The organism is Lysinibacillus sphaericus (assembly GCF_000600105.1).
GTDB classification, from domain to species: Bacteria; Bacillota; Bacilli; order Bacillales_A; family Planococcaceae; genus Lysinibacillus; species Lysinibacillus sphaericus.
Map to the genome: position 1 here is coordinate 3,467,249 of NZ_CP006837.1, position 26,127 is coordinate 3,493,375.

The following is a 26,127-nucleotide window of genomic DNA, read 5'->3' on the forward strand; positions in this document are numbered from 1 at the left end:
GCACCTTAAATGATTAGGAACAGTTTACTTTTTCACCAGCTTTTAAAATTTGAACCTCTGCATTTTGCACTAAATTTGCAAAAATTTGCGGATCCTGCTCAATCGGAGGGAATGTATTATAATGTATCGGTACAACAATTTTTGGTTTTAAAAATTCTACAGCACATGCAGCATCTTCAGGACCCATCGTAAAATTATCACCAATTGGTATAAACGCTATATCAATTGGATGACGTTCACCAATTAATTTCATATCGCTAAATAGTGCTGTATCCCCCGCATGATAAATCGTTAATCCCTCGATAAATAATAGCACGCCGGCAGGCATTCCCATGTAAATGATTTCATTGTTTTCTGTTATATAAGAGGAGCCGTGGAAAGCCTGTGTAAACTTCACCTTCCCAAAATCGAACTGTTTTGCTCCACCAATATGCATTGGATGCGCTTTCACACCCTGCCATGAAATCCAGTTTGCTAATTCATTTGGTGCAATAACTAGCGCGTCCTTTTTCTTAGCAAGTTCCACCGTATCCCCTACATGATCATTATGCCCATGTGTAAGTAAAATAATATCCGGCGCCTCATCTGTAACCTTCAAATCTGTTTGGCTATTTCCATTAATGAAAGGGTCAATTAAAATTGTTTTATCATTTGTCTGAATTTTAACGACAGAATGACCATGATAACTAATTTGCATAAAAACGTTCCTCCCAATACCATAATATTTGCTCCATCTTTTAATTCGCTATCCATGCGCTTTTTCCCTTTTTTTGATATGCTTGTACAGGATATGAAAAGTGCTATAGTGCTAGCTTTTCCTTTGACATGTATATGCCGAGAAAAGAACCATCGTGCTAAATCATTTTTTGTTATAACCGCGCTGCGGGTGCTCCAAATAAACGTAAGCATTGCATTGCTTATACCTAAAAATGAAGCCACTTGAAAGATGATGTTTTAAATTAACATCCAAAAAACTAGGTGCAATATGAGGAGGAAATGGATGATGTCAAAAGTACAAGAAATCCAAAACTATTTACAAAAAAATCAAATTGATGCCGCATTCGTAACGACTCCCGATAATGTCTATTACGTATCAGGTTTTAAAAGTAATCCCCACGAACGATTACTAGGTGTGATGATTTTTAAAGAAGCAGAACCTTTTTTAATTTGTCCACAAATGGAAATTCCAGATGCACAAGCTGCCGGCTGGTCATATGAAGTAATCGGTCATCAAGATACAGATAATGCTATGGATGTTCTTGCACAAGCGATTCATAAGCGCAATGTAAATCCATCAACATTTGCGATTGAAAAAGCACAGCTTATCGTAGAACGTTTAGAAGCTTTACAACAATCATTTCCACAAGCTCAATTCGTACGCCTTGATGAAAAAATTAATGCAATGCGTGTGATTAAAGATGAAAATGAGTTAAATAAACTACGCAAAGCGGCTCAACTTGCCGATTATGCGATTGAAGTAGGTTGCAAAGAAATTGCTGAAGGTAAAACTGAAATGGAGATTTTAACTGCTATTGAAAGTGCTATTCAAGAAAAAGGCTGTAAAATGTCCTTTGAAACAATGGTATTAAGTGGACCAAAATCGGCTTCACCACATGGTAAACCTGGTTCACGTAAAATCGAAAAAGGCGATATGGTGTTATTTGATTTAGGGGTAATTTACGATGGTTATTGCTCTGATATTACACGTACAGTAGCTTTTGGTGAACCATCTGCTCCCCAAAAGGCAATCTATAATGCTGTATTAGCGGCTAATACCAATGCCATTGCAGCTGTAAAGCCTGGCGTACGTGCAATGGATTTAGATAAAATTGCGCGCGATACTATTACAGACGCAGGATTTGGTGAATATTTCACACATAGACTTGGCCATGGGCTTGGCATTTCCGTTCATGAATTCCCATCTATTACAGGAACAAATGACATGATGATGGAAGAAGGCATGGTATTCACAATCGAACCTGGTGTTTACAAATCTGATGTGACAGGTGTCCGTATTGAGGATGATGTCGTGGTTACAAAAGATGGTGTGGAAGTATTAACAAAATTCCCTAAAGACTTAATCGTACTGTAAGACAAGGTATTTTACAGTTGGAAATACGATGTAGAAGATAGCACAGTTTCTCTGGATTCTTTTACAGTCACAAAAGAGAAAAAGTGTTAGATTGACTAAAGTCAATCTAACACTTTTTCTTTATCGTTTGTTGTCCGTTATGGCGATGCTTTCTGCTCGGAATGCCCGCGTCTTACATGATGTTTGTTCTGAGCAGGAGTCAGCGCCTACGTCAACAACTAATGCTAGCTTCAATATTTTTATTTATTGTAAAAGGAAGAATTGCTAATCCACGATAAATGGATATTTCTATCCTTCTTTTGGCATTTCATGGTTCAGATGTATTCATACGTAACGAATAGCAACCACAGGATATATTAATTTTAGTTATTCATTATTATTGGATTAATTCATCCACATTCACATATGGCAAGCCTTGTGCTTCTGCTACCGCTTTATAAGTAATATGCCCCTCTAATGCATTCACACCTTTTTTCAATGCAGGATTGTCAATACATGCTTGCTTATAGCCTTTATTGGCAATTTGCAACGCATATGGAATTGTATTATTTGTTAAAGCAATCGTTGAAGTACGTGGCACAGCCCCTGGCATATTGGCAACAGCATAGTGGACTACCCCATGTTTAACATACGTTGGATCATCATGTGTTGTAACACGATCAGATGTCGCAAAAATTCCACCTTGGTCAATCGCAATATCCACAACAACAGAACCTGGTTGCATCGATTGAATCATTTCTTCCGAAACTAACTTTGGTGCCTTTGCTCCAGGAATTAGAACAGCACCGACAACTAAATCTGAGTGTTTCACAGATTCTGCAATATTATACGGGTTAGACATTAATGTTTGAACATCGCGACCAAACATATCTTCTAATTGACGTAGACGTTCTGGACTTAAATCAATAACTGTTACGTCTGCTCCCATACCAACTGCAATTTTCGCAGCGTTTGTTCCGGCGATTCCGCCACCAATTACTGTTACTTTACCGCGTTGTACACCTGATACACCGCCTAGTAAAATCCCTTTACCACCGTGATTTTTCTCTAAATATTGCGCACCAATTTGTGTTGCCATTTTACCAGCTACTTCACTCATTGGTGTTAATAAAGGTAGTGAACCATTTGCAAGTTGAACCGTTTCATAGGCAATACCTACAACTTTTTTATCTATTAATGCCTGCGTTAATTCACGCTCTGGCGCTAAGTGCAAGTAGGTAAATAAGATTTGTCCCTCATAAAAGTAATCGTATTCCGATGCTACGGGTTCTTTTACTTTTAAAATCATTTCTTGAGCCCACGCTTCTTTTGCCGATGCAACGATATGTGCACCTGCTGCTACGTAATCTGCATCTGTAAAACTTGAACCGATACCAGCTCCTGTTTCAATATACACTTCGTGCCCAGCATGCGTTAAGGATACAACTCCTGCTGGTGTCATTGCTACGCGATTTTCGTTGTTTTTAATTTCCTTTGGAATACCAATCTTCATATTTCCAATCCCCTTTCATAACCTATGAACTAAGCAATTTTCATCAAAATACGTTTCATCGTAAATGATGCACCCCTTGCATTTCCATCTTACCAAACATGTGCAAAAAATGCTTTAATTAAAGCAAATACTAATTAAATTTACAATATTTATAAAATATCAAATAGTAAGACTATTAAAGATATACGAGTCATTGTACAGTAAATGCCTTCACTTTTTCACAAATTTTCTTCGGAAAGTATTTCCTTTAGAAAATCATTTGATATAATATCATTATACAAATAGGGAGGTAATACAAATGGCTAATCATTATAAAAGCATTGTAGTTGCAGTAGACGGTTCTAAAGAGGCAGAGTACGCTTTTCGTAAATCAATCGACGTTGCTAAACGTAACGAAGGTGCTGTTTTAAACCTAGTAAATGTTATTGATACACGTTCATTCGCTGCTATTGAAGCATATGACCGTTCCATTGCAGAGCGTGCACAAGCTTTCTCTGAAGAATTATTAAATGGTTACAAAAAACAAGCTGAAGAAGAAGGCTTAACAAACGTAAACCTTGTAATCGAGTATGGATCTCCTAAAAATATTATTACAAAAGAGCTTTCTAAAATCGTTGATGCAGATTTAATTATCTGTGGCGCTACTGGTTTAAATGCAGTAGAACGCTTCCTAATCGGTTCAGTATCTGAAGCAATCGTACGTTCTGCAAATTGTGACGTACTTGTTATCCGTACACCAGAAGCTTAATCGCAATACATAAAAAGGTATCCTAATTCGGATACCTTTTTTATTATTTTATTTTCCTTCTTGCCACATCTTCACTTTCTCAAAAAACAGTGCAAGCGCTTGTTTATTTTGCATATTTGGTACTTTTGCCAATAATACTTCTTTCGGGGCTTTAAAAGCTTCCCCTTGCTTTTGTAAAATCACAATACTTTTTTCAAGTGCTTTATTGGCAAACATTGTATCTGGCAATTGAATAATCGCTTGAATCCAAGCATGCTTTTGGATGTACTTATGCAGTTGTTTCGACTGTTCTGATTCAAAAAGATGTGTTGGCGCTAAGAAAAATAAATAGCCTCCGTCTTTCGTATAATTGATAGACTGCTCAATAAATAAATGATGAGCATAGCTCATGCCTTCAGAAGCACAAAGCTCATAATCTAGTGCTACTTCCTCATTCGGATAGTATCCGACTGGTAAATCACAAACAATCGCATCTACAGGATCCACCAATAAGTCTTGCAACGCATCTTGGCGATATAAAGACACTGGTTGCTCTGTTAAATCTGCTGTTGCTGCAGCTAATTGGATCAGTAATTCATCTACCTCCACACCTGATGCTTCTAATTTTCCATCAAGTAAATTCATAACTGTTAACAATAGATTACCTGTTCCCACTGCTGGGTCCATGATTGTCAGCTTTTCTTTCTCTAATCGATCCGCAAAAATTTGTTCAACAAAATAACCAACTAATAAACCAAGCGTATCTGGCGTCATTTGATGATTTGGCTGGGAACCTTTACGCATCCCTTTTAAAATCGCAATTTGAATAGATTTACGCACATCTTCTTTCGTTGCTCCTTGTTGGGAGAAATCTACTTCTCCATCAAGCCATGCTTCTAGTCCATCAAGCACACCTTCAAGCAATGTCGCATCTTGCTCTTTTTCTATTTTTTCTGCATGCTCATTCAGCATCCCAAATAGTTTTTCAATTTTTTCCATATATAACTTCCTTTCACGCAGAAAAGAGCCGTGACAAAACCTGTCACAGCCCTTTTGTCTAGTATTATCTTAGCCTAAAAGAAGCAAATTATGCTAGTGCTTTCACTGCTGCAATTGCTGCTTCATAGTTTGGATGATCTGTAGCTTCAGGTACATACTCGACATAAGTCACTTTGCCAGTTGCATCTACCACAAAAACAGCACGTGCTAGAAGGCGTAATTCTTTAATATATACGCCATATGCTTCACCAAATGACAGGTCACGATGATCTGAAACTGTTTGAACAGCATCAATTCCTGCAGCTCCGCACCAACGTTTTTGTGCAAATGGCAGGTCAACTGATACTGTATAAATTACTACATCATCGCCTAAATTTGCAGCTTCCTCATTAAAACGGCGCGTTTGTGCATCACATACACCTGTATCTAATGATGGGACTACGCTAAACAAGCGAATTTTACCTTCTGAATCTTTTAAAGAAACAGGTGATAAATCATTTGCTAATACTGTGAAATCCGGTGCTTGGTCTCCAACCTTTACTTCGTTACCTATTAGTGTTACTGGACCCTTTTTAAATGTAATTTGTGCCATGTTAACGCCTCCTAATCATCATATGTACATAATCTTACTAAATGTAGGGAAATAATTGCAACTAGGACAACTTATCGTCATGCAATTATTGTGATGGCTTGTCAGCTACCACTCCTATTTACACTGTTCACACACATTTTTAAAGATAATTACAAAAAAATGTTAGATGACTGTAATCATCTAACATTTTTACATATCAAAAATTTACATCTCTTTGTCAAGTCACTCAAAGTGATGTTTTGCATGCTGATTATTCCTCAGGCTTCTCCTCCAACTTTTCAGGCTCTTTAGCAGTTTCCTGAATAGTTGCTGGCGTTTGTACTGTTGCTTGCACAGTTTCTTTTGCTATATACACTTTTTCATGAACAACCGTAGTCTCCGCAAAATAATCATGTATACCTTGATTGTCAGGTAAAATCGCAACTAAAATATACAGCGGCGTAAAGATATTACTGATTAAACGACCAATCCATTCTCTGAACAGCACATCTGACCATTGGAGTTTATCATGTTTCAGCGATACTACACGTAACCCCAATGCCATTTTCCCTAAAGTTTGCCCGAAAAATTTCGTCATCAAAACAAAGTAACAATAATAAAGAACAGCTGAAATAATTGAAATAGGTGCATACCACACTGATTCTGATAATGACCAGTCCATTAAGTAAAATATTGGATTAACAGCAATTCCTATTATTGCAGAAATAATTAATCCATCCAGGACAAATGCCCAAAAACGTACCCAAAATCCTGCGGTCTTCAATTCATAGTTTGTCATCACTGTAGGCGTCACTGTTTTATCTAGCAATTCTTGGCTTATCGAGGGTGTCCCTTGCAAAACGAAATCATTGTTTGTCATGGTATGCCCTCCTTAGTATTCACCATATAAATACATCATTTTTGGTGCCTTGTATTCCGTCATAATTTTCATCAACATTTTTTCTTCAGCCGAAGGACCAAATAGTGAACCTACTTTCATGCCAATTAATGACGGTAAGCCTCCTTGATTATACGAGTATTCGAAAAGAACTGCATCCTCTAATCCAAAATCTTGTCGTAAAGCTGCAATTGCCGCTTGCTCATCGCCAATTTCGTCAATTAAGCCTGCTTCAAGTGCCTTTGTACCGCCAAGAATTCGACCATCAGCTACCTTTTTTACATCCGCTTCAGACATATTTCGTCCTTTTTCAACAATATCAACGAACTCTTCATAAGATTCATTAATCATATCTTGCATCATAGCACGTTCTTCTGCAGTAATTTCACGCGTAGGGCTTAGCATATCTTTATGTTGCCCTGATTTAAACGTTTCAAATTTCACGCCAACTTTTTCGGCTAATTCCTGATAATTAATAGATTGCATAATGACACCAATAGAACCTGTTATTGTATCACGATGTGCATAAATTTTATCTGCTGGTGCTGAAATGTAGTAACCACCCGACGCTGCCATAGAATCCATCGACACGTAGATAGGAATTTGACGCTCTTCTTTAATTTCTAACAATTTCTTATAAATTTCTGCCGATTCCTTTACTCCACCACCTGGAGTATTCACACTTAGTACAATCCCCTGTACTGTATCATCAGCTAAAATATTATCCAATTGATTTAAGAAAAACTGGTGATCGTAAGAAACGGATTGCCATAATGTATTCGATCCAACATCTTGAATCGTCCCATCCACTTTCAAATATGCGATACGTTTAGTATGATCTTCACCTTCAATAATCGTTTCGTATACATCTAAATTTTTGCCAGCCATCACGCTATCAAAATTACTAAAGAAATCTGATTTAAAAATCGCCATAATTGTGTTAAGTCCTAATGAAAACACTAATAATACAGCTGCAACTGCTAAGGCTATCCACCTTTTTGTATTCATCTAATCGCCTCCTCTTCACGTTATACGTCTTAATGTCCAAAACGTTTCACTTTTAAGTGATTTTTATGTAAAAGTTTTTCCCACATTTATTATTTTGCCATAAACGAAATAGGGATGTACAAAAAAAATCAAAAGTTCATCATAAAGCATGAACTTTGATTTTTCGACATTATTTCCTAGGAAATAATTATTGGTGTGTGTAATGGGCTTTTTCTTGTTGTCGTAATTCGACACGACGGATTTTTCCAGAAGCAGTCTTTGGTAATGCTTCAACAAATTCAATTGCCCGTGGATATTTATAAGGCGCTGTCATCAGCTTCACATGGTTTTGTAAATTTTGAATAAGCGTATCATCACCTGTCACTCCTTCACGCAAGACGATAAAGGCTTTCACAATATTTCCTCTTACTTCATCAGGGCTTGCCACAACAGCAGCTTCTTTAACAGTAGGATGCTTCATTAAGGCATCTTCCACTTCAAATGGCCCAATTGTATAGCCTGACGATATAATGACATCATCACCACGTCCCTCAAACCAAAAATAGCCATCTGCATCTTTATATGCTCGGTCACCGGTAATATACCAATCTCCACGGAATTGCATGCTAGTGCGTTCTGGGTCCTTGAAATACTTTTTAAACAGTGCTGGGGTTTGACGATGAACGGCAATATCTCCAACAACGCCATCAGCAACAGGATTTCCAAAATCATCAATAATTTCGACTGTATTGCCTGGTGTCGGTTTACCCATAGAGCCGACGCGAGCATCCATGCCAACCAGTGTCCCAACAAGCAATGTATTTTCTGTTTGGCCATAGCCATCACGCACTTGAATATGAAACGTTTTTGAAAACACTTTAACGACTTCACTATTTAACGGCTCACCCGCTGATACAGCTTGACGGATGGCACTTAAATTATAGTCCTGTAGATTGTTAAGTGTGGCCATAAAGCGATATTCTGTTGGGGTACAACATAACACATTTACTTTAAATTTTTCTAGCAATGACAAGTAAGTCGAAGCATCAAATTTTCCTTTATAGACAAATGCTGTTGCTCCACTACCTAACGTTGCTAAAAACGGACTCCAAATCCATTTTTGCCAACCAGGTGCGGCAGTAGCCCAAACTATATCATTTTCTTGGACACCTAACCAATTCGGTGCTGTCGTACGTAAATGCGCATAACCCCAGCTATGTGTATGAACAGCTGCCTTAGGATTCCCTGTTGTCCCACTTGTATAAGCTAAAAAAGCATGATCTGTACTTTTTGTCGGTGTAGGGTTTGTATAATTTGTAGGATGTTCCTTCATTTTTTCAAGCAATGGTTGCCATGGTGCATGCGCGTGACCAATAACGAATTGCATAATTCCTTTTAAATTTGTTACGTCGTCAAATTGCTCAATATATGGCTCATAGGCGATTATACCTTTGGCATTGGCATGTGTAATACGATATTCAATATCCTTTGTACGTAACATTTCAGAGCTAGGGATAATAGTTAAACCCGCTTTCAGTGCCGCTATGTAAACAATATAAGCTTCGACAGATCTTGGAACCATCACTAATAGCACATCGCCCTTCGTTAAACCCTGCGAAGTAAATACATGGGCAGCCTGATTCGCCTTTTCCAGTAAATTTGCGTATGTAATATATTGAATTTCTTCGTTGTCATTATAAACTATTAATGCATTTTTAGATGGATCTTGAGCATACTTTTCAATTTCCTCCACAATGTTATACCATTCTGGTGCAATTAAATCCTGTCTTTTCATCATAACTTCCTCCTTAATACTAGGTTCATTATAAAACTCATTTTTTACGATTTTCAATGGAAGGATCCTATTTTAAAAAAGTCATGACAATTATCATGGTCTAGTATATGGCATCAGTCACTGCTTTCCAAATAATGATAAAATGCTATTGAATACTACGAAAAGGTATGTTACATTTTGGTCAACTAAAATTTTCATGATTGCAGGGGGACTCTTGTGAGTTGAGAAGGTAAAACCTGACCCTTTGAACCTGTTAGTTAATACTGACGTAGGGAGCAATACACATCTTATTATTGATGAAAAGCTCTTTTTACGTGTGCCTTGTGCCCGAATAAAAAAGAGCTTTTTTTGCATGCTTACGTCCACCAAAAGAGGAGGACTACAATGGTTTTTCAAACGATTCGTAAAAAACAACCGTTGATTCACTGCATAACCAATTATGTAGTGGCAAATTTTCAAGCAAATGGCTTACTAGCAATTGGTGCATCACCGGTAATGGCGGATGATCCGCAGGAAGTCGAAGAAATGGTATCCATCGCATCAGCGTTATTAGTCAATATCGGAACGCTTACTACACGAACAAAAGAGTCGATGTTACTTGCAGGAAAAAAAGCAAATGCCCTTGGTATACCAGTAATTTTGGACCCAGTAGCTGCTGGCGCTACAGCATACCGCAAACAAACGGTACTACAGTTATTAGATTCGATTCATTTTGCTGTTATCCGCTGTAATGTTGGCGAACTTGCCGCGATTGCTAATGTACAATGGCAACAAAAAGGTGTTGATAGTGGTACTGGTTCCATATCTGTTGAGGATAAAGCAAAAGAAATAGCAAAAAAATTTAATTGCATCGTGATTGTAACTGGTGAAAAAGATTTTATAACCGATGGGAACCTTGCGCAATGGATTGCTGGTGGTCATACTCGAATGACAGAAGTGACAGGTACTGGCTGTTTATTAAGCGCAATTTGTTGTGCTGCATATATGGCGGGCAATGAGCCTTATTCTCAATTATGCGATACATTAATGAGCTATAAAAAAATTGCTGAACATGCTCATTCGGCTGCTCAATATAATGGTGATTTTACTGTAGCAGTCTTAAACGAATTGCATCGTTTATCGAAGGACGGTGATATTTGATGCACATTGTTACAACAATAGCGGGCTCTGATAGCGGTGGCGGTGCAGGTATCCAAGCAGATTTAAAAACATTTCAAGAATTAGATGTATTCGGAACGTCCGTAATTACAGCTTTAACTGCCCAAAACACACAAGGTGTCATGGATGTGCTACCCATCGAACAAGCCTTTATAAATAAACAATTTCATGCTCTCTTAGAGGATTTTCCAATTAGTGCCATTAAGACTGGCATGCTTTTTTCCTCTGATATTATTCGTACAATTGCGCTAGCTATGAAAAATTTAACCATCCCTCTTATTGTTGATCCTGTCATGATTGCAAAGGGCGGTGAAACTTTATTACAACAAGAAGCTGTGGAGGCATTAAGAAACAATTTATTACCACTTGCCACGATTGTAACGCCAAATATTCCAGAAACTGAAACATTAGCTGCAAGAAAAATCGAAACCGTGTCTGACATTCGACTTGCGGCGCATTCGTTACTACAGCTAGGTGTTCAATGCGTGATTATCAAAGGTGGCCACTTAGCGAACAAAGATTTTGCTGTAGATTATGTATTTTTTAAAAATGGCAAATCATTCTCAATGCAGTCTAGTCGAATTGCGACCAAAAATACACACGGTACAGGGTGTACATTTTCTGCCGCATTAACAGCTTTTATTGGCCGTCAAATGCCGATAGAGCAAGCCATTATTGAGGCTAAGAAATTCATTCAACTAGCAATTACTCATAACTTATCGATTGGTCATGGTAATGGACCAACAAATCATTTTGCTTACCAAAAATTCAAAGAAAGTTGCGAGGTGACCATAGGTGAAACGCAGTGATTTGCAGCTCTATTTTATAATGGGTACAGCGAATGCAAAAATCAAACAACCATTAGCAATACTAGAAGAAGCATTGCAAGCTGGTATTACGATGTTCCAATTTCGAGAAAAAGGAACAGATGCACTAACTGATGAACATTATGAACATTTTGCCCGTCAATGCCAAAAACGATGTCATCACTACAATGTTCCATTTATCGTAAATGATGATATTGAGCTTGCCTTAAAGCTCAAGGCAGACGGTATTCATATTGGACAAGATGATTGTCCCATCTCGCTAGTAAGAGAAAAAATTGGTGAGGAAATAATACTTGGTGTTTCGGTTCATACAGCGGATGAATTACAGATCGCTATAGAAAATGGTGCAGATTATGTAGGGATTGGTCCCATTTTTGCCACCACTTCTAAAAACGATGCCAAAACGCCAAGTGGAACTGAATTTTTACAACAAGCACGCCGTCATTATCCCGAGTTGCCGATTGTAGCAATTGGTGGCATTAACTGTCAGAATGCAGAAACTGTATTAAAAGCTGGTGCAGACGGTGTAGCAGTTATTTCCGCAATTTGTGAAAGTCATAATATTCACCAAACCGTTGAGACCTTTAAATCGTATTGATTGAATAATTCGAGTTACGCTAGTCATAAAAAAAGTAAAAATAAACAAACTAAAACCAGTGCCTTTTACGGTCACTGGTTTTAAGTTCAATAAATGCTTTTTTGCAATTATTGTTTTGGCATACCTTTTAATTGAGATTCTGCCATTTGTACAAGACGTTTAGTGATTTCACCACCAACGGAACCGTTAGCACGAGCTGATGCGTCAGCTCCTAATTGAACACCAAATTCTTGTGCAATTTCGTATTTCATTTGATCAAGCGCTTGTTGTACACCAGGTACTGCAAGCTTGTTTGAACTGTTGTTGTTTGTCATGTCTCTCACCTCCTTGTGAATATAGAATGTGCGATATTCGATTTTTAATACGAAAATTTTAAAGGTAAAATGTAACTCTAAAGGAAAAAGACTAGAAAATATAAAAAAACCGTCCCAAATTACAAATTTGAGACGGTTTCCTTCTTATTATAATGTCGTTATTGGTCTTTATAAGAAAAGAATATTCTTTTTAGTTTAAATCCGTAAATTTTTTATAAAAGATCTGCAAATTTATCTTTAGGTAGTTCTTTTTTCGGGAAAATGTACACTTCACGGTTTTTCACAGCACGTTCGATTAGTTCATCAAAATCAGAAAAGCTTTCATAATGCTCTACTTTTTCAAGCTTTGGCTTTGTTTTCGGACTAGCTGGGGTGAAAATTGTACAGCAATCCTCAAATGGCTGAATTGACGTTTCATATGTGCCGATTTTTTCTGCAATATCAATAATTTCTAATTTATCATTTGAAATAAGCGGACGTAAAATTGGTGTATTCGTTACAGCATTAATCGCCGTTAAACTTTCTAGCGTCTGACTTGCTACTTGTCCAAGACTTTCACCTGTTACAATGGCCAGTGCATTAATTTCCTCACGTACTTTATCTGCCACCTTTAACATCATGCGACGTGTTGTTGTCATTGACACATTGGACGGCACTCTGTCTTTAATAAGTACTTGGATTTCTGTAAATGGAATAACATGCAGGCGAATACTTGCACCAAATTTTGTTAGTTCATTTGCAAGTACTTTTACTTTTTCCAATGAATTTTGACTTGTATACGGTGGGCTAAAGAAATGAATTGCTTCTAAACGTACACCGCGTTTCATCATTAAATACCCAGCAACAGGACTATCAATACCGCCTGACAGCATTAATAATGATTTGCCGTTAGAGCCAACTGGCATACCACCTGCGCCTGGTATCACTTGCGCCATCATATATGTTGAATCGTGGCGTACTTCCACTCGTAATTCTACATCTGGATGTTTCACTTTTACTGATAAGTTTTGATATTGTGGTAAAACATGCCCACCAATTTCGCGTTGAATGCTGTGAGAATCTAATGGGAATGTTTTATCTGTACGTTTCACTTCAACTTTAAATGTTAGCTGTTGATCTTTAAATGTATCCATGATTGTAAGCGCAAGTCGCTTCATAGCATCCATATCTTTTTCACATGCAGCAACTGGGCTAAATGATTGAATTCCAAAAATTTTCGGTAAGCCTGCTAATAAAACATCCATCTGTGCTTCATCTTGAATGGCAATAAACATTCGGTCGCGTTCTGTGCGGATGTGTAAATGGCCTAAATCTGCAAATGCATAGCGAATATTTTCACGTAAACGGCGGATAAAGTCCATTTTATTACGTCCTTTTGTCGATAGTTCGCCATATCGAATTAAAATTTCTTTCCAAATCATAATAATAGTTCTCCTTTAAGTTCCTTCAATACTGTATTAATAACTTGTATTAATTGGGTTATATCGTCCGATGTTACATGTGCACCAAAACTAACACGAACAACACCTTTTTTAAAATGTTCATCAATAATTAAGGCTTCGACAACATGGCTTGTCTTTGTTTGTCTAGAAGAACAAGCACTCGAAGTCGATACAATCACGCCATGTTTTTGCAAAGCATTGATCAGTACCTCGCCTTTTATATCACGTACACTAAACGATAAAATATGAGCTGCACACTCTGGAGTAGATATTATATGCACAATATCACCAAAATGCGCTAGTGCTGCACGTAATTGCTGTTGCCAATTACGGTAGTTTTCAGAACGTTCTTCCATTGTTTCGACTGCCATACGAGCCGCTTTTGCCAATGCTACTGCTTGAGGTACAGCCACTGTGCCACTACGTAAGCCGAATTCCTGTCCACCACCAAAAGCATAAGGTTGCCATTGCATTGGCTTACGAAAAGCTAAGACACCAGAACCTTTAAAGCCATGGATTTTATGTCCAGAAATCGTAATACAATCTGGCCCATCTTCACCTTTAAACGTTAATGGAAGTTTTCCAAAGCTTTGGACTGCATCCACATGAAATGCCGCTCTACTTTCTGCATGAACGATAGCAGCCGCTTCAAAAATAGGTTGAATTGCTCCCATTTCATTATTGACATGCATTATGCTAACCAATATCGTATCTTTCCGTATTTTGGCTCTTAGCTCATCCAATGAAATAACACCTTGTTTATTGACACGTAAATATTCTATTTCAAAGCCTTCCTTTTCAAGCTGCTTGACTGGCTCTAACACAGAAAGATGCTCAATTTCCGTTGTTATAACATGTTTTCCTTTATGCGTATTACCGCGTGCGAAACCTAAAATGGCTGTATTATTCGATTCGGTTCCACCTGAAGTAAATAGCACATTTTTTGCTTCAGTCTTCAAAATATCTGCTACTTGCTCCCGTGCACGCATTAATAATGCATTTGATTCTACACCCATGGCATGGATTGATGCAGGATTTGCATAATATTGCTCATTTACTGCCATAAATGTTTGCATCACTTCTTGATAAGGCTTTGTAGTAGCACTATTATCAAGATAAATTGTATTAGCTTTCATTATTTTTCACACACTTTCAAAACGTTGATTTAACGGTATTTATCATAACGCAATCTGTCGCAATTGACTACTAAATATTCTAATTTCGTCATTTTAGGTCCGCTTAGCATCGCTTATTTATTGCGAATATGCTGTGAATTTCAGCTGATTTCACACCATAGAAAAATATTTTGGAAAACATTTATTTAGGATAAAATCCCCAAAACAACCAGTACAATGTTCAAGTAAAAGAGTACGGTCGTAAAAAAAGCTACCTAAAAAGGTCACTTCACTTTTTAGGCAGCTAATTCATTTGTTATTGTCTATTTGTTATTGTCATAAAGCATTTATGACTTTGTGAACGCTTCTTCGGCAACAATGGCCTCAATGCGTTTCAAAGCACCTGGCTCCATTTCCTCCACTGCAGTCCCTGCTTCTTCTAAAGCCTTTGCATACCGGAATTGATGAAATGCCTCTTCTGCTTCTTTTAAACGAGCATTTAACTTTGGATTTGTTGCACGGTGGCGATTGCCATATTGAATAATACGTTCGATAAGCATGACGTTTTCAATCAATTCATGTGCTTTCGCGTGAACATCCTCAACACAAAGTGTCGCTGCATTTAAGTTATTATGGACAGTTCCCATATTGAGCGGTACCTCTTGTAGACTTTGCATCACAACGTAAATATGCTCCGCTGCCTCATCTAATCGCGCATCCATCTCTTCAGGAATACCTGGAATATTCGCCTTATTTAACAGACGATCTGTTTCTTGTAACGTTTTTTTCAAGTTGTCCACTTGTGTCCGAGCCTTATTTTCATCAATGCGAAGTTTTTTCATTGTATTCGATAAATGCCCTTGCTCTTCGTGTATGCGCTCCAGTTCTTCACTAATTTCAATTAATTCCTCTTGTAAGCTTGAATAGGCCGATTTTTCCTCTGACACACGCATCGCCAATAAATCATAGCGACGTTGTAATGCTTCTAATTGTTTTAGCGCCGCTTTTGGAATTTCTGCATCTTTTTCATTCAAGTGGTAGCTTTGCTGGACAAATGTTGCTTCATCACTTACTAATCGAGTGGAGTTAATAACATTCGTAATCGATCCTAATAAGCGCTCACAATTTTGGTCGACATAGTTTTTAGCAATCACTTCTTTTTCAAGCAAGTCATAAAAACGGTCTATTTCTTCATTTATTTCAGCAACACGAGGTTTCACAGATGTTAATTTTAGCTCTGCTAGTTCTTCTTTTAACGAAGCAAACTCTTCTTCCAGTTTGTCCAAAGCCTCTGTAAGTTCTAAATGATGCAAGTAGTAGGATTGTTCTTCCATTTCACGCTGACCATTGCGTAATTCTTGAATTGCACCAGGTAATTTTACTTGTAGTTCGGTTAAAATAGTTGGCACATCATTAATATATTCAAACGTTTGCTGAGATTCATTATTTAAGCTAATTACTATTTCACGCGCTTGTAAATAATTGCCCTCGCTTGTGAGTACATCAAATTCTTCAAATTTTTGTACAAACACTTCTAGTTTTTGTTCAAGTGCTGGTAGGGCTACGCCAAATGAGTGCTGATGTGCAAGCAATGTTTTACGTGCTGATCGATAATATTCTTTTAACTGTTCAATTTCAATACGGTTTTTTTCTTCGCTGCCAATTAATTCATTAAGTTCTTCTAAGATTTTATCTTTATCTTTTTCACACTTACGAATATAATCTTCTATTTCACGCTCAATCAACGTTGCTTTTTTAAAACGAAGGCGATTGATTTGGTCTTCAGCATCGAATAAAAGCGAATCAATTTTTGTCATATGTACGTCGATGACTTCATCCCAACTATTACGCCACCGTTCAAACATTTCCTCTGTTTCGCCATTCATGTTTAAAGATTTAACTTTAGAAATTTCTTCATTTATGGGATTGTTTTGTATTTGTAATTTTTCATTTTCAAGTTGTGCAATAATTGTTGTATGTTTTCTTCGCATCATTAATCCTACTATGGCTAAAATTAATAGTAGGATAATCGGAATGATGATATACTCCATCGTAAGCCTCCTATTCTACAATAAACGAATTGGCTAGTTGTATTTATTATATACTATGTTTTCGCCTTTTGTACTAAAATTTAAGTGATTTTCAGAAAAGTGTATTCACGACCTACATATTGACAGCTTCCCCTATGTCATTGAACATAGAGTGTAAATATGTATTTATCATTTTAATAGTTAAAGGAGTGTAAAATGTATGAAAAGAGACGGGCACATCCATAGCCCCTATTGCCCACATGGGTCATCTGATTCATTTACACAATATATTGAAAAAGCAATTGCTGAAAACTTTACCGATATTACATTTACAGAACATGCACCATTACCCTCTAATTTCCAAGATCCTACACCTGAACAGGATAGTGGTATGCGCCCAGATTTTTTAATGCCTTATTTGGAAGACTTACAACGACTTCAAAAACAATATGCACAGGATGTTCGCATTCGCATCGGTTTAGAGATCGACTATATTGTCGGCTTCGAGCAAGAAACACGTCATTTTCTTGATACATATGGACATTTTTTAGACGATGCCATTTTATCTGTTCATTTTTTACAATGGCAAAATACGTACGAATGCATTGATTTTTCTGCAGAAAGTTTTATAAATTTTGCCCAAAAAGTAGGTTCTGTTGAACGTCTCTATCATTTATATTATGATACTGTCCTACAATCTATTGAAGCTGACTTAGGACAATACAAACCTAAGCGCATCGGGCATCCAACACTTATTCATAAATTTCAGCTAGCCCATCATCAGCCAGTTGATGACACTGACCGCATCCAAGAAGTATTAACTACTATGCAGCAAAAAGGATATGAGTTAGATTTAAATAGTGCTGGCTTAAGTAAAACATATTGTCAGGAACCCTATCCACCATTTGCCTTTATCGATTATAGTAAAACGATTGGTTTACCTATCGTTTTCGGTTCAGATGCTCATGCTGCTGTCGATTTACATCAGCATTATAAAACTCTATTTCCAGACAAATAACGTTTAAACGAGGTGCTCATATGTTTACACAAATTAATTACGAAGGATCTATTGCGGATCAATACAAGACATTAGCAAAACAGTTAGATGCATTACTCACTGGCGAAACCGATCGCATTGCAAATTTAGGTAACGCATCTGCCTTGCTTAATCAATTTCTTACAGACATTAACTGGGTTGGCTTTTACCTTTTACAAGAGGATGAACTAGTTTTAGGACCATTCCAAGGCTTACCAGCTTGTGTGAGAATTCCAATTGGACGCGGTGTGTGTGGAACAGCTGTAACAAAAAAAGAGACACTTGTCGTAAAAGATGTTCATGCATTTCCAGGGCATATTGCATGCGATGCTGCCTCTCAATCAGAAATTGTCATTCCGCTTATTCAACAAGAGAAGGTGATTGGCGTTCTTGATATTGATAGCCCTATTAAAAATCGCTTTTCACAAGAAGATCAAACCGGCTTAGAACATTTTGTAGAAACACTACTTCTTCATATTTAATATTTCACAATATTATCTTATAGCCACTAAAAAATGCCCTGAAATGGATTATAAATATATCATTTCGGGGCATTTTATAGTAAACCATCTATTATGCATTTGTTTGTAACGTCCGATCATGGATACAAAATCTATTTTTCCCATTGTTTTTCGCTTCATATAAAGCTGTATCGGCGTGTAGAAAAACCGATTGAAAAGCTGGTCGATAGTATTGATCCCATGTTATAAGACCTGCTGAAATCGTTACTTTAGGGTCAGTAGCATTCGGAATGACTTCAACTATTGTTGAAGCTAGCTCAATGGCCTCTTGCTCACCAACATTTGGTACATACACCGACATTTCTTCTCCCCCCCAGCGAGCACAAATACCGCTAGCACCTATTGTTTCTTCTAATTTCACAGCAATTTGCACAAGAATTTTATCGCCTGTTTGATGGCCGTAAGTGTCATTGATGCGTTTAAAATTGTCAATATCAATAAGCAAGAACATACCTGATTGATCTTTTTTCAGGGATTTTTCTACATATTGATCTAAATAACTGCGTGCATATAATTTTGTTAAATGATCACGGTCAACCATTTCTTGTAGCTGATTGCGTAAAATAGAGTTGGCAATCGCTAACGAAGAATGATGGATTAAAGATTGCATTAACTTAAAGCTATCAAATGAAAAGAAATAGGGCTCTTTGTGCAGTACGATACTAAAGCCATTTATTTTTTCCTCCATTAAGATAGGAATCGCCATAATTGAACGATATTCTATTTGATTTGGGGTTAATCGGCTAAAATCTGCTATAAAGAGTGGATCATTTGTATGCTCAAAATGTTGTTCAACATGTCTAATATACGTATTACCTTCTTCTGATTTAAATAACGATGTGCTAGCATCTGTCACTTCATAGGTAGCATGATCTTTAAAAGCGAAACAAACTTCCATTGGTTGGAAAGACTTCATTAATTGTTTTTGTAGGAAAAGTAACATTTCATTAATATCAATGCGCATATTTAATCGATGCGAAGTTTCATTGATGAGTTGTAAGTCACTTACGAGGCGATGCGATTGATGATATAATTTTGCATTTTCTAGCGCATTTCCAGATGCTTGTGCTAACATGCGCACAAAGTCTTTTTCCGTTGCTGAAAAAAGATATGTGGTTGGTGCACTCACTTGCAAAATGCCATAAATAGCTTGTCTCCCTTTTATAGGGGCGTTTAATAAACGACAATTCAAGTCTCCAGCTAGTTCAGTAGTCAATTCTCCTGATACAAAAGCTTCGATAGTAGCCGGTCTTTCAGACAGATAATCAAAAAGTTTTATATCGATAGTCGTATGGCGATCTTGATCGTTAGATAATATAAGTTCCACATTGAATTCTGGAAAATTATCGCGAATATTTTTTAAAACGTTTTCTAAAATCAAATCAATATCCATTGTTGAGTGAAATAAATCGGTCATGTTATAAAGTTTTCTATATTGGTCTTCATTTAACTTTACTTCGAGATTTTCAATCAGCATTTGTAAAACTTTTGTAAGCGTTTCTACACACTCTTCACCGTAATCCGAAGTCATAAAGTCCGTCCAAGTATCGGTGGCTTCAACAAGTAACACACCCATAGGCTCTTTGCCCTCCGTCTGGAAAAGCACCATATCTGTCATCATATTATAGGCTGTTTTTTCTTTTAATATATAGGGAAGCTTTACTACTTTCTGTTGGTAAAAGCTAGCTTCTATCATTAGCCATGACACAGCATTTAGTTTTGTTTCAATTGTCAAAGAGGCCAATTCTTCTACAGGTATTAAACTATTCCCTTCAAAACTAAGAAAGGCCGCATTTTCAATTTTCAAGTGCTTCTTTAGACACTGTTTAAATGAATAAAAATACTCATTAAAACTGACTAGTCCTCCATTCGAACTCACCCAAATGCTCAAAACATCAGATTTTATATATTTCAGCGTTTGTAAATGGTCTGTCATGAAATCACCTTTTCTATATAACGTACAAATCAATTACTATTAACTTATAATGTATTATACATAATTTGTGTCATTTTGACTATGTAATTCTACCTTACTTTTACATTTTACATTTACTACCGCATCAATAACCATTTCGTATTAGTGTTAAATTCCTCTCAAGGAAATTCCTACTATAGTTCTTTTTAAAAATAGCCATACTAATAATTGACGTCTACGCTCTAAGCAGTTACAATGAAGTTTGTGTAAAATAAACGCAGCAGTGGTATAAGCTTATTACTGTATTTTATTCCTCAATTTTACTGAGTATTACTACACAAAAACTCTCAGTGGCAAAATAGATGGTGTATTGTGTAACCTAATGGCTGCATAGGCGAAAATACATGAAAATAAAATGCGTATAAGAATGGGTACTACTGGTTTTTGTTTTACAACAAAAAAAACCAAATTTAAAGGAGGAGACAACAATATGTCTCGTTATACAGGTCCATCTTGGAAACTATCTCGTCGTCTTGGTATCTCACTAAGCGGTACTGGTAAAGAAATCGAAAAACGCCCTTACGCACCAGGTCAACACGGCCCGAACCAACGTAAAAAATTATCAGAATACGGTTTACAACTACAAGAAAAACAAAAACTTCGTCATATGTATGGTATGACTGAACGTCAATTCCGTACTCTATTCGACCGCGCTGGTAAAATGAAAGGTGTTCACGGTGAAAACTTCATGATCCTTCTTGAAACTCGCCTTGACAACTTAGTTTACCGTTTAGGTTTAGCTCGCACTCGTCGTGGAGCTCGTCAATTAGTAAACCACGGTCATATCTTAGTAGACGGCAAACGCGTTGATATCCCATCATTCAGCGTTAAACCAGGTCAAACGATTTCTCTTCGTGAAAAATCTCAAAACCTTGCTGTAGTTACAGAAGCGATCGAAGTAAACAACTTCGTACCTGACTACTTAACTTTTGATGCAGATAAAAAAGAAGGTACATTCACTCGCCTTCCAGAACGTTCTGAACTATCTGCAGAAATCAACGAAGCATTCATCGTAGAGTACTACTCTCGTTAATAAACCTTCGTTGCATTTAGCAACACAAAAAGCCCTAGAAACCTTGTTGCAAAGGTTTCTAGGGCTTTTCTTATTTTTATCTATTCATGTAATTCCGAGCACAAAATAACATTAATTGGGGGCAAGTTGGGACTACAATGGCACTAACTGACTAAACATGTGCAGTAATAGCATAAGTGTTGCCGCATCAGCGTTTTTATAAAACTATTACTTTGTTTGTGTACCTAGCACTGGATACAACGGTAGGCCCCATTGTACCTGATAATTGCCGAATGTACGTTTAGCAGTAAAAATACAAAGAAGCCGCAAGTCAGATTTCTCTCACTTGCGACTTTCTTCCCCACAACCCACTCAATGTTTTTTCATAAATTGAAGTGAATTATCAGAATTGTTTGCGTGCCTGGCACCGAGATTTACTTACTGTTCCATCCTAAATATTACATTAAATAAAAAGCACTTATTTTTCCGTACATTAAAATAACAATTATTCCCATACCAAACAACGTAAACACTATTAATATATTAACAATCAAATATCAGTTATTTACTATTCAAGCAAGGTGTAAAATAGAACGAAATACCAAAAAATATATTTTATTTTTATACGATAGCATTTCTTAAAACATATTTAAATCAACCTTCCTACTCCTTATTATCTTTTACTATCTCAATTCCAAACTTACTTTTTTGTGAAATAATAACAGTGGTAAAATTAACAATTTTAATAAAAATACGTATTGAACTTTCAAAAAAAATAGAATAATATGGATTTCGGAAGGTGGTTCGCCATCATTCAAGCAATAACAATTATTTCAAAGGGGTTGGAAATATGTCAGACGTTCTAAAGCAATTTGTAATGCCAAAAACAAACTTATTTGGACCTGGAGCAATTCAAGAAGTTGGTAAGCGCTTAAATGATTTAGAAGTGAAGAAGACATTAATCGTAACAGATGAGGGCTTACACAAGTTAGGTCTCTCAGAACAAATTGCTAACATCATCACAGCAGCTGGAATTGATGTTGCAATTTTCCCTAAAGCAGAACCAAATCCAACAGATCAAAACATTGAAGATGGAATTGCTGTTTATCATGCCGAAAACTGTGATTCTATCGTATCGCTTGGAGGCGGTAGTGCACATGATGCAGCAAAAGGTATCGGACTTATTGCTTCGAATGGTGGACGCATTCATGATTATGAAGGCGTTGACAAATCAGAAAACCCACTGGTGCCATTAATCGCGATTAATACAACTGCTGGTACAGCAAGCGAAATGACACGTTTTACAATCATCACGGATACAGCTCGAAAAGTAAAAATGGCGATTGTTGACAAACATGTGACACCACTTGTATCCATTAATGACCCAGAGTTAATGATTGGCTTACCTCCAGCTCTAACAGCTGCAACTGGTGTAGATGCATTAACACATGCAATTGAATCGTTTGTATCGACTAATGCAACACCAATTACTGATGCATGTGCTGAAAAAGTACTTCAGCTAGTTCCTGAATTTTTACCTCGTGCCTACGCAAATGGTGCTGATTTAGAAGCACGTGAGCAAATGGTGTATGCACAATTTTTAGCGGGTATGGCATTTAATAATGCTTCACTTGGCTATGTACATGCGATTGCTCATCAATTAGGTGGCTTCTACAACTTACCACACGGTGTATGTAATGCGATTTTACTGCCACATGTGTGCCGCTTCAACTTAACAGCACGTACTGAGCGGTTTGCTCGAATCGCTGAGTTATTAGGTGAAAATGTTGAAGGGATTAGCAAACGTGATGCTGCTGAAAAAGCAATTACTGCCATTGAAAAATTATCAAAAGATTTAAATATCCCAAGTGGCTTCCGTGCGTTAGGTGCGAAGGATGAAGATATTGAAATTTTAGCTAAAAATGCAATGCTAGACGTTTGTGCTGCAACGAATCCTCGTAAAGCAACATTAGAGGACATTAAACAAATTATTACTGCTGCAATGGGACCTGTAGGGAAACCAACAGAGTCACTTGAAGCGGTTGCACTGTCTTAAAATATTAAAAACAATGGCGTGTCTCCTTGAGGCATGCCTTTTTCTGTGGAAAAAAACATTCCCCTGTTGTATGTGTGCCTAGTGACAGCTATACTTTTCTTAAAAAGATATGGGGGAAACATATGCGTTTAATTTCCATTTGTCCAAGCAATACAGAGCTTGTTGCTTACTTAGGATTGACCCATCAACTTGTAGGTGTTGATGATTTTTCAGATTGGCCTTCATCTGTGCAGGCATTACCAAAGCTTGGTCCCGATTTATCAATTGATATGGATGCATTAGAAGCATTGCAGCCCGACTTAGTACTTGCCTCATTAAGTGTACCAGGCATGGAAAAAAATATAGAGGCATTACTGGAAAGGAACATTCCCCACATTGTTTTTAATGCCAACTCGTTAAACGAAATTGCGCAAGATCTTCTAACACTAGGTGCTGCTTGTGGCGTAACGGAGCACGCCCAAAAAGTTGCAACGGAATATTTACAATTTATTGCCCAGCTTCAAGCGGTGGCACAAACGGTTTCCACTCACCCTACTTTATATTGGGAGTGGTGGCCAAATCCTATTTTCACACCTGGTCAAGTCAATTGGTTAACCGAAATTAGCAAACTTGCTGGAGGCCAAAATTTATTTCATGATTTCGAGTTAGCGAATGTCCAAACAGAGTGGGAAGAAATTGTTCGACGTAATCCAGATTATATACTGATGGCGTGGGTAGGTGTTGCCTATGAGCGAATTAAACCAGCTCATTTATTAAAGCGACCAGGTGCTAATGAGCTACAAGCGGTTCAAATGCAACAGGTGTATGTAATGGAGGAATGGTTGTATTGCCGTCCATCCCCTCGATTAGTGGAAGGTGCACTTAAACTTGCTCAACTGCTACACCCTGAAAGCTATCAGCAAATCACTCTACCTAATTTCTTACAATGTTAAAACAAAAACCTCCCTCGAAGTGATCCATTCGAAGGGAGGTTGAATTGTGTGAAAATTGTTTGAGTGCCTGACACCTAAACAAATTTGACCATATGGTATTTTTTCTTGCCGCGACGTACAATGCTAAAGGCATCTTCTAAACGGTCTTTTGCATCGACGTTGTATTCTAAATCTGTGATTTTTTCACCGTTTATGCTAATGGCACCGTTTGTCACATCTTCACGAGCTTGACGTTTTGAAGATGAAATCCCTGCTTCCACAAGTAAATCTACGATATTTTTTGCCTCTTTAGCCATTTCAATAGAAGGAACATCTTTAAATGCATCCTTCATTTCCTGTGCTGAAAGTGCTTTTAAATCGCCAGAGAATAATGCAGCCGTAATGCGAATAGCTTGGTCTAGCGCTTCCTGACCATGGATTAAGCGTGTCATTTCCTCCGCTAAAGCTTTTTGTGCCTTACGTAAATGAGGTTCCTCTTCCACAGACACAGCTAATGCTTCAATCTCTTCACGTGTTAAGAACGTAAAGATTTTTAAGTATTTAATAACATCCGCATCCGCAGCATTAATCCAGAATTGGTAGAATTCGTACGGAGATGTTTTTTTGCTATCTAACCATACAGCACCACCAGCTGTTTTACCGAATTTTGTACCATCCGCTTTTGTTACTAACGGAATTGTAATACCAAATGCTTTTGTTTCTTCTTCATGTGTTTTACGAATAACTTCTAAACCAGTTGTAATATTGCCCCACTGATCAGAACCACCCACTTGAATGCGACAATTGTAATTGTTGTACAAGTGATTGTAATCAATACCTTGAATTAATGTATAAGCAAATTCCGTAAATGAGATACCTGTATCAAGACGTGAAGCAATTGTATCTTTTGCTAACATGTAATTAACATTGATTAATTTCCCGTAATCACGTAAAAATTCAATTGTACTAATATCCCCAATCCAATCACGGTTATTAACAAGTTGCGCGCCATTTCCATCTTGTGCAAATTCAAATATACGCTCTAATTGTCCACGAATGGCTTGCACGTTTTTGTCAATTTGCTCCACTGTTTGAAGCTGACGTTCTTCAGAGCGTCCAGAAGGGTCCCCGATCATTCCTGTTGCTCCACCAACAAGTAAAATTGGACGGTGGCCAGCTTTTTGGAAGCGACGAAGCGTTAATAAAGGGACGATGTGACCGATGTGCATTGAGTCAGCGGTTGGGTCTACCCCACAGTATAGAGAAACAGACTGTTCTGCTAGAAGTTTTGCCATACCTTCAGCATCCGTTTGTTGGTACAACAATCCACGCCATTCTAAATCTTGTAATAATTCGTTTGTCATTGTTTCTTCCTCCTAAATTATCATCTTTTAGCGTGTAGAAACAAAAAAGTCCCTACACGCAACAAATTGCATGCAGGGACGTTAATAGCTAACGCGGTACCACCCAGCTTGAAGATGTCATCCATCTTCCTCTTCATTCAGCCGCCTTTATCGCAGGCGCGCACGTCTAAGCTCCAAGTACGTAATTCGTCTCTACATTATGACCAG

The 26,127-nt window shown here is 37.4% G+C and carries 23 protein-coding genes, 1 riboswitch and 1 other annotated feature (1 of these 25 running past the window's edge); of the genes, 10 read left to right on the plus strand and 13 right to left on the minus strand.

From position 1 onward, the window contains the following. Positions 1-13: 13 nt before the first annotated feature. The gene (locus T479_RS16770) at positions 14-697 is read right to left on the minus strand and encodes a metal-dependent hydrolase (protein ID WP_024363794.1); all 684 of its coding nucleotides are present in this window, start codon (positions 695-697) and stop codon (positions 14-16) included. A 306-nt stretch (positions 698-1,003) separates the two neighbouring features. On the opposite strand from T479_RS16770, the gene T479_RS16775 reads away from it, so the two are divergent. Beyond that, positions 1,004-2,092, plus strand: a complete 1,089-nt coding sequence (locus T479_RS16775; protein WP_024363793.1) for a M24 family metallopeptidase — start codon at positions 1,004-1,006, stop codon at positions 2,090-2,092. Between the two features lie 376 nt (positions 2,093-2,468). Here the strand turns inward: T479_RS16775 and ald are convergent, their stop codons facing one another. Continuing rightward, the gene (gene ald / locus T479_RS16780; RefSeq protein WP_024363792.1) at positions 2,469-3,584 is read right to left on the minus strand and encodes an alanine dehydrogenase; all 1,116 of its coding nucleotides are present in this window, start codon (positions 3,582-3,584) and stop codon (positions 2,469-2,471) included. A 298-nt stretch (positions 3,585-3,882) separates the two neighbouring features. Between ald and T479_RS16785 the strand changes: the two genes are divergently transcribed. Next, positions 3,883-4,332 carry a universal stress protein gene (locus tag T479_RS16785; RefSeq protein ID WP_024363791.1) on the plus strand — a complete coding sequence of 150 codons (450 nt, stop codon included), beginning with the start codon at positions 3,883-3,885 and terminating at the stop codon, positions 4,330-4,332. A gap of 48 nt (positions 4,333-4,380) precedes the next feature. Here the strand turns inward: T479_RS16785 and T479_RS16790 are convergent, their stop codons facing one another. The 5 genes from T479_RS16790 to mbcS form a co-directional block, all read right to left on the minus strand. Continuing rightward, positions 4,381-5,310 carry a class I SAM-dependent methyltransferase gene (locus T479_RS16790; protein WP_025220308.1) on the minus strand — a complete coding sequence of 310 codons (930 nt, stop codon included), beginning with the start codon at positions 5,308-5,310 and terminating at the stop codon, positions 4,381-4,383. An 88-nt stretch (positions 5,311-5,398) separates the two neighbouring features. Next, positions 5,399-5,902: a thiol peroxidase gene (gene tpx / locus T479_RS16795; RefSeq protein WP_024363789.1), complete on the minus strand. Its 504-nt coding sequence runs from the start codon at positions 5,900-5,902 to the stop codon at positions 5,399-5,401. Positions 5,903-6,152: 250 nt separating this feature from the next. Next, positions 6,153-6,761 carry an RDD family protein gene (locus tag T479_RS16800; RefSeq protein WP_024363788.1) on the minus strand — a complete coding sequence of 203 codons (609 nt, stop codon included), beginning with the start codon at positions 6,759-6,761 and terminating at the stop codon, positions 6,153-6,155. Between the two features lie 12 nt (positions 6,762-6,773). Continuing rightward, positions 6,774-7,787 (minus strand): signal peptide peptidase SppA, encoded by a 1,014-nt coding sequence (sppA, locus tag T479_RS16805; protein WP_025220309.1) that lies wholly within the window; start codon positions 7,785-7,787, stop codon positions 6,774-6,776. A 187-nt stretch (positions 7,788-7,974) separates the two neighbouring features. Next, positions 7,975-9,561 (minus strand): acyl-CoA synthetase MbcS, encoded by a 1,587-nt coding sequence (mbcS, locus tag T479_RS16810; protein ID WP_025220310.1) that lies wholly within the window; start codon positions 9,559-9,561, stop codon positions 7,975-7,977. A gap of 194 nt (positions 9,562-9,755) precedes the next feature. Then, a riboswitch (TPP riboswitch) is annotated at positions 9,756-9,853 on the plus strand. 92 nt (positions 9,854-9,945) lie between these two features. On the opposite strand from mbcS, the gene thiM reads away from it, so the two are divergent. Genes thiM through thiE form a run of 3 tightly spaced genes read left to right on the plus strand, consistent with a single transcriptional unit; the run spans position 9,946 to position 12,144 of the window. Beyond that, a complete protein-coding gene (gene thiM, locus T479_RS16815) occupies positions 9,946-10,701 on the plus strand; it encodes a hydroxyethylthiazole kinase (protein WP_025220311.1) in 756 nt (251 codons plus the stop codon). Beyond that, positions 10,701-11,528, plus strand: a complete 828-nt coding sequence (gene thiD / locus T479_RS16820) for a bifunctional hydroxymethylpyrimidine kinase/phosphomethylpyrimidine kinase (protein WP_025220312.1) — start codon at positions 10,701-10,703, stop codon at positions 11,526-11,528. Before thiM ends, thiD begins: the two co-directional genes overlap by 1 nt. Further along, positions 11,515-12,144 (plus strand): thiamine phosphate synthase, encoded by a 630-nt coding sequence (gene thiE, locus T479_RS16825; RefSeq protein ID WP_025220313.1) that lies wholly within the window; start codon positions 11,515-11,517, stop codon positions 12,142-12,144. Before thiD ends, thiE begins: the two co-directional genes overlap by 14 nt. 107 nt (positions 12,145-12,251) lie before the next feature. On the opposite strand, the gene T479_RS16830 is transcribed toward thiE, so the two are convergent. The 4 genes from T479_RS16830 to ezrA all read right to left on the minus strand — a co-directional run bounded on the left by T479_RS16830 (position 12,252) and on the right by ezrA (position 17,066). Continuing rightward, entirely contained in the window at positions 12,252-12,458 is a 207-nt protein-coding gene (locus T479_RS16830; RefSeq protein ID WP_024363781.1) for an alpha/beta-type small acid-soluble spore protein, read from the minus strand. A gap of 212 nt (positions 12,459-12,670) precedes the next feature. Further along, positions 12,671-13,879 carry a tRNA uracil 4-sulfurtransferase ThiI gene (thiI, locus tag T479_RS16835; RefSeq protein ID WP_025220314.1) on the minus strand — a complete coding sequence of 403 codons (1,209 nt, stop codon included), beginning with the start codon at positions 13,877-13,879 and terminating at the stop codon, positions 12,671-12,673. Further along, positions 13,876-15,036 (minus strand): cysteine desulfurase family protein, encoded by a 1,161-nt coding sequence (locus T479_RS16840; protein ID WP_038509884.1) that lies wholly within the window; start codon positions 15,034-15,036, stop codon positions 13,876-13,878. The genes thiI and T479_RS16840 overlap by 4 nt, the downstream gene beginning before the upstream one ends. A gap of 326 nt (positions 15,037-15,362) precedes the next feature. Continuing rightward, positions 15,363-17,066 carry a septation ring formation regulator EzrA gene (ezrA, locus tag T479_RS16845; RefSeq protein WP_024363778.1) on the minus strand — a complete coding sequence of 568 codons (1,704 nt, stop codon included), beginning with the start codon at positions 17,064-17,066 and terminating at the stop codon, positions 15,363-15,365. A gap of 199 nt (positions 17,067-17,265) precedes the next feature. On the opposite strand from ezrA, the gene hisJ reads away from it, so the two are divergent. Then, positions 17,266-18,063 (plus strand): histidinol-phosphatase HisJ, encoded by a 798-nt coding sequence (hisJ, locus tag T479_RS16850; protein ID WP_025220316.1) that lies wholly within the window; start codon positions 17,266-17,268, stop codon positions 18,061-18,063. Positions 18,064-18,083: 20 nt separating this feature from the next. After that, positions 18,084-18,563, plus strand: a complete 480-nt coding sequence (locus T479_RS16855; RefSeq protein WP_024363776.1) for a free L-methionine (R)-S-oxide reductase MsrC — start codon at positions 18,084-18,086, stop codon at positions 18,561-18,563. A 91-nt stretch (positions 18,564-18,654) separates the two neighbouring features. On the opposite strand, the gene T479_RS16860 is transcribed toward T479_RS16855, so the two are convergent. Continuing rightward, entirely contained in the window at positions 18,655-20,409 is a 1,755-nt protein-coding gene (locus T479_RS16860) for a sensor domain-containing diguanylate cyclase (RefSeq protein ID WP_227665371.1), read from the minus strand. A gap of 598 nt (positions 20,410-21,007) precedes the next feature. Here T479_RS16860 and rpsD point away from each other — a divergent pair. From rpsD to T479_RS16875, 3 genes are all read left to right on the plus strand, one after another. After that, a complete protein-coding gene (rpsD, locus tag T479_RS16865; protein ID WP_025220317.1) occupies positions 21,008-21,610 on the plus strand; it encodes a 30S ribosomal protein S4 in 603 nt (200 codons plus the stop codon). 829 nt (positions 21,611-22,439) lie between these two features. Continuing rightward, positions 22,440-23,645, plus strand: a complete 1,206-nt coding sequence (locus T479_RS16870; protein ID WP_024363773.1) for an iron-containing alcohol dehydrogenase — start codon at positions 22,440-22,442, stop codon at positions 23,643-23,645. Between the two features lie 122 nt (positions 23,646-23,767). Continuing rightward, positions 23,768-24,577: a cobalamin-binding protein gene (locus T479_RS16875; RefSeq protein WP_025220318.1), complete on the plus strand. Its 810-nt coding sequence runs from the start codon at positions 23,768-23,770 to the stop codon at positions 24,575-24,577. 74 nt (positions 24,578-24,651) lie between these two features. On the opposite strand, the gene tyrS is transcribed toward T479_RS16875, so the two are convergent. Next, on the minus strand, positions 24,652-25,920 hold the full coding sequence (gene tyrS, locus T479_RS16880) for a tyrosine--tRNA ligase (protein ID WP_025220319.1): 1,269 nt from the start codon (positions 25,918-25,920) through the stop codon (positions 24,652-24,654). Between the two features lie 71 nt (positions 25,921-25,991). Further along, positions 25,992-26,127 (minus strand) — a binding site (T-box leader); it runs 68 nt beyond the window's last position.

Excerpts from the sequence above, each read along its gene's own strand:
- thiD (WP_025220312.1), top strand. The coding sequence starts at position 10,701 with ATGCACATTGTTACAACAATAGCGGGCTCTGATAGCGGTGGCGGTGCA.
- tpx (WP_024363789.1), bottom strand. The coding sequence starts at position 5,902 with ATGGCACAAATTACATTTAAAAAGGGTCCAGTAACACTAATAGGTAAC.
- tyrS (WP_025220319.1), bottom strand. The coding sequence starts at position 25,920 with ATGACAAACGAATTATTACAAGATTTAGAATGGCGTGGATTGTTGTAC.
- sppA (WP_025220309.1), bottom strand. The coding sequence starts at position 7,787 with ATGAATACAAAAAGGTGGATAGCCTTAGCAGTTGCAGCTGTATTATTA.
- T479_RS16855 (WP_024363776.1), top strand. The coding sequence starts at position 18,084 with ATGTTTACACAAATTAATTACGAAGGATCTATTGCGGATCAATACAAG.
- hisJ (WP_025220316.1), top strand. The coding sequence starts at position 17,266 with ATGAAAAGAGACGGGCACATCCATAGCCCCTATTGCCCACATGGGTCA.
- rpsD (WP_025220317.1), top strand. The coding sequence starts at position 21,008 with ATGTCTCGTTATACAGGTCCATCTTGGAAACTATCTCGTCGTCTTGGT.
- ezrA (WP_024363778.1), bottom strand. The coding sequence starts at position 17,066 with ATGGAGTATATCATCATTCCGATTATCCTACTATTAATTTTAGCCATA.
- T479_RS16875 (WP_025220318.1), top strand. The coding sequence starts at position 23,768 with ATGCGTTTAATTTCCATTTGTCCAAGCAATACAGAGCTTGTTGCTTAC.
- T479_RS16785 (WP_024363791.1), top strand. The coding sequence starts at position 3,883 with ATGGCTAATCATTATAAAAGCATTGTAGTTGCAGTAGACGGTTCTAAA.
- T479_RS16790 (WP_025220308.1), bottom strand. The coding sequence starts at position 5,310 with ATGGAAAAAATTGAAAAACTATTTGGGATGCTGAATGAGCATGCAGAA.
- ald (WP_024363792.1), bottom strand. The coding sequence starts at position 3,584 with ATGAAGATTGGTATTCCAAAGGAAATTAAAAACAACGAAAATCGCGTA.
- mbcS (WP_025220310.1), bottom strand. The coding sequence starts at position 9,561 with ATGAAAAGACAGGATTTAATTGCACCAGAATGGTATAACATTGTGGAG.
- T479_RS16800 (WP_024363788.1), bottom strand. The coding sequence starts at position 6,761 with ATGACAAACAATGATTTCGTTTTGCAAGGGACACCCTCGATAAGCCAA.
- T479_RS16775 (WP_024363793.1), top strand. The coding sequence starts at position 1,004 with ATGTCAAAAGTACAAGAAATCCAAAACTATTTACAAAAAAATCAAATT.
- T479_RS16770 (WP_024363794.1), bottom strand. The coding sequence starts at position 697 with ATGCAAATTAGTTATCATGGTCATTCTGTCGTTAAAATTCAGACAAAT.
- T479_RS16840 (WP_038509884.1), bottom strand. The coding sequence starts at position 15,036 with ATGAAAGCTAATACAATTTATCTTGATAATAGTGCTACTACAAAGCCT.
- T479_RS16830 (WP_024363781.1), bottom strand. The coding sequence starts at position 12,458 with ATGACAAACAACAACAGTTCAAACAAGCTTGCAGTACCTGGTGTACAA.
- T479_RS16870 (WP_024363773.1), top strand. The coding sequence starts at position 22,440 with ATGTCAGACGTTCTAAAGCAATTTGTAATGCCAAAAACAAACTTATTT.
- thiM (WP_025220311.1), top strand. The coding sequence starts at position 9,946 with ATGGTTTTTCAAACGATTCGTAAAAAACAACCGTTGATTCACTGCATA.
- thiI (WP_025220314.1), bottom strand. The coding sequence starts at position 13,879 with ATGATTTGGAAAGAAATTTTAATTCGATATGGCGAACTATCGACAAAA.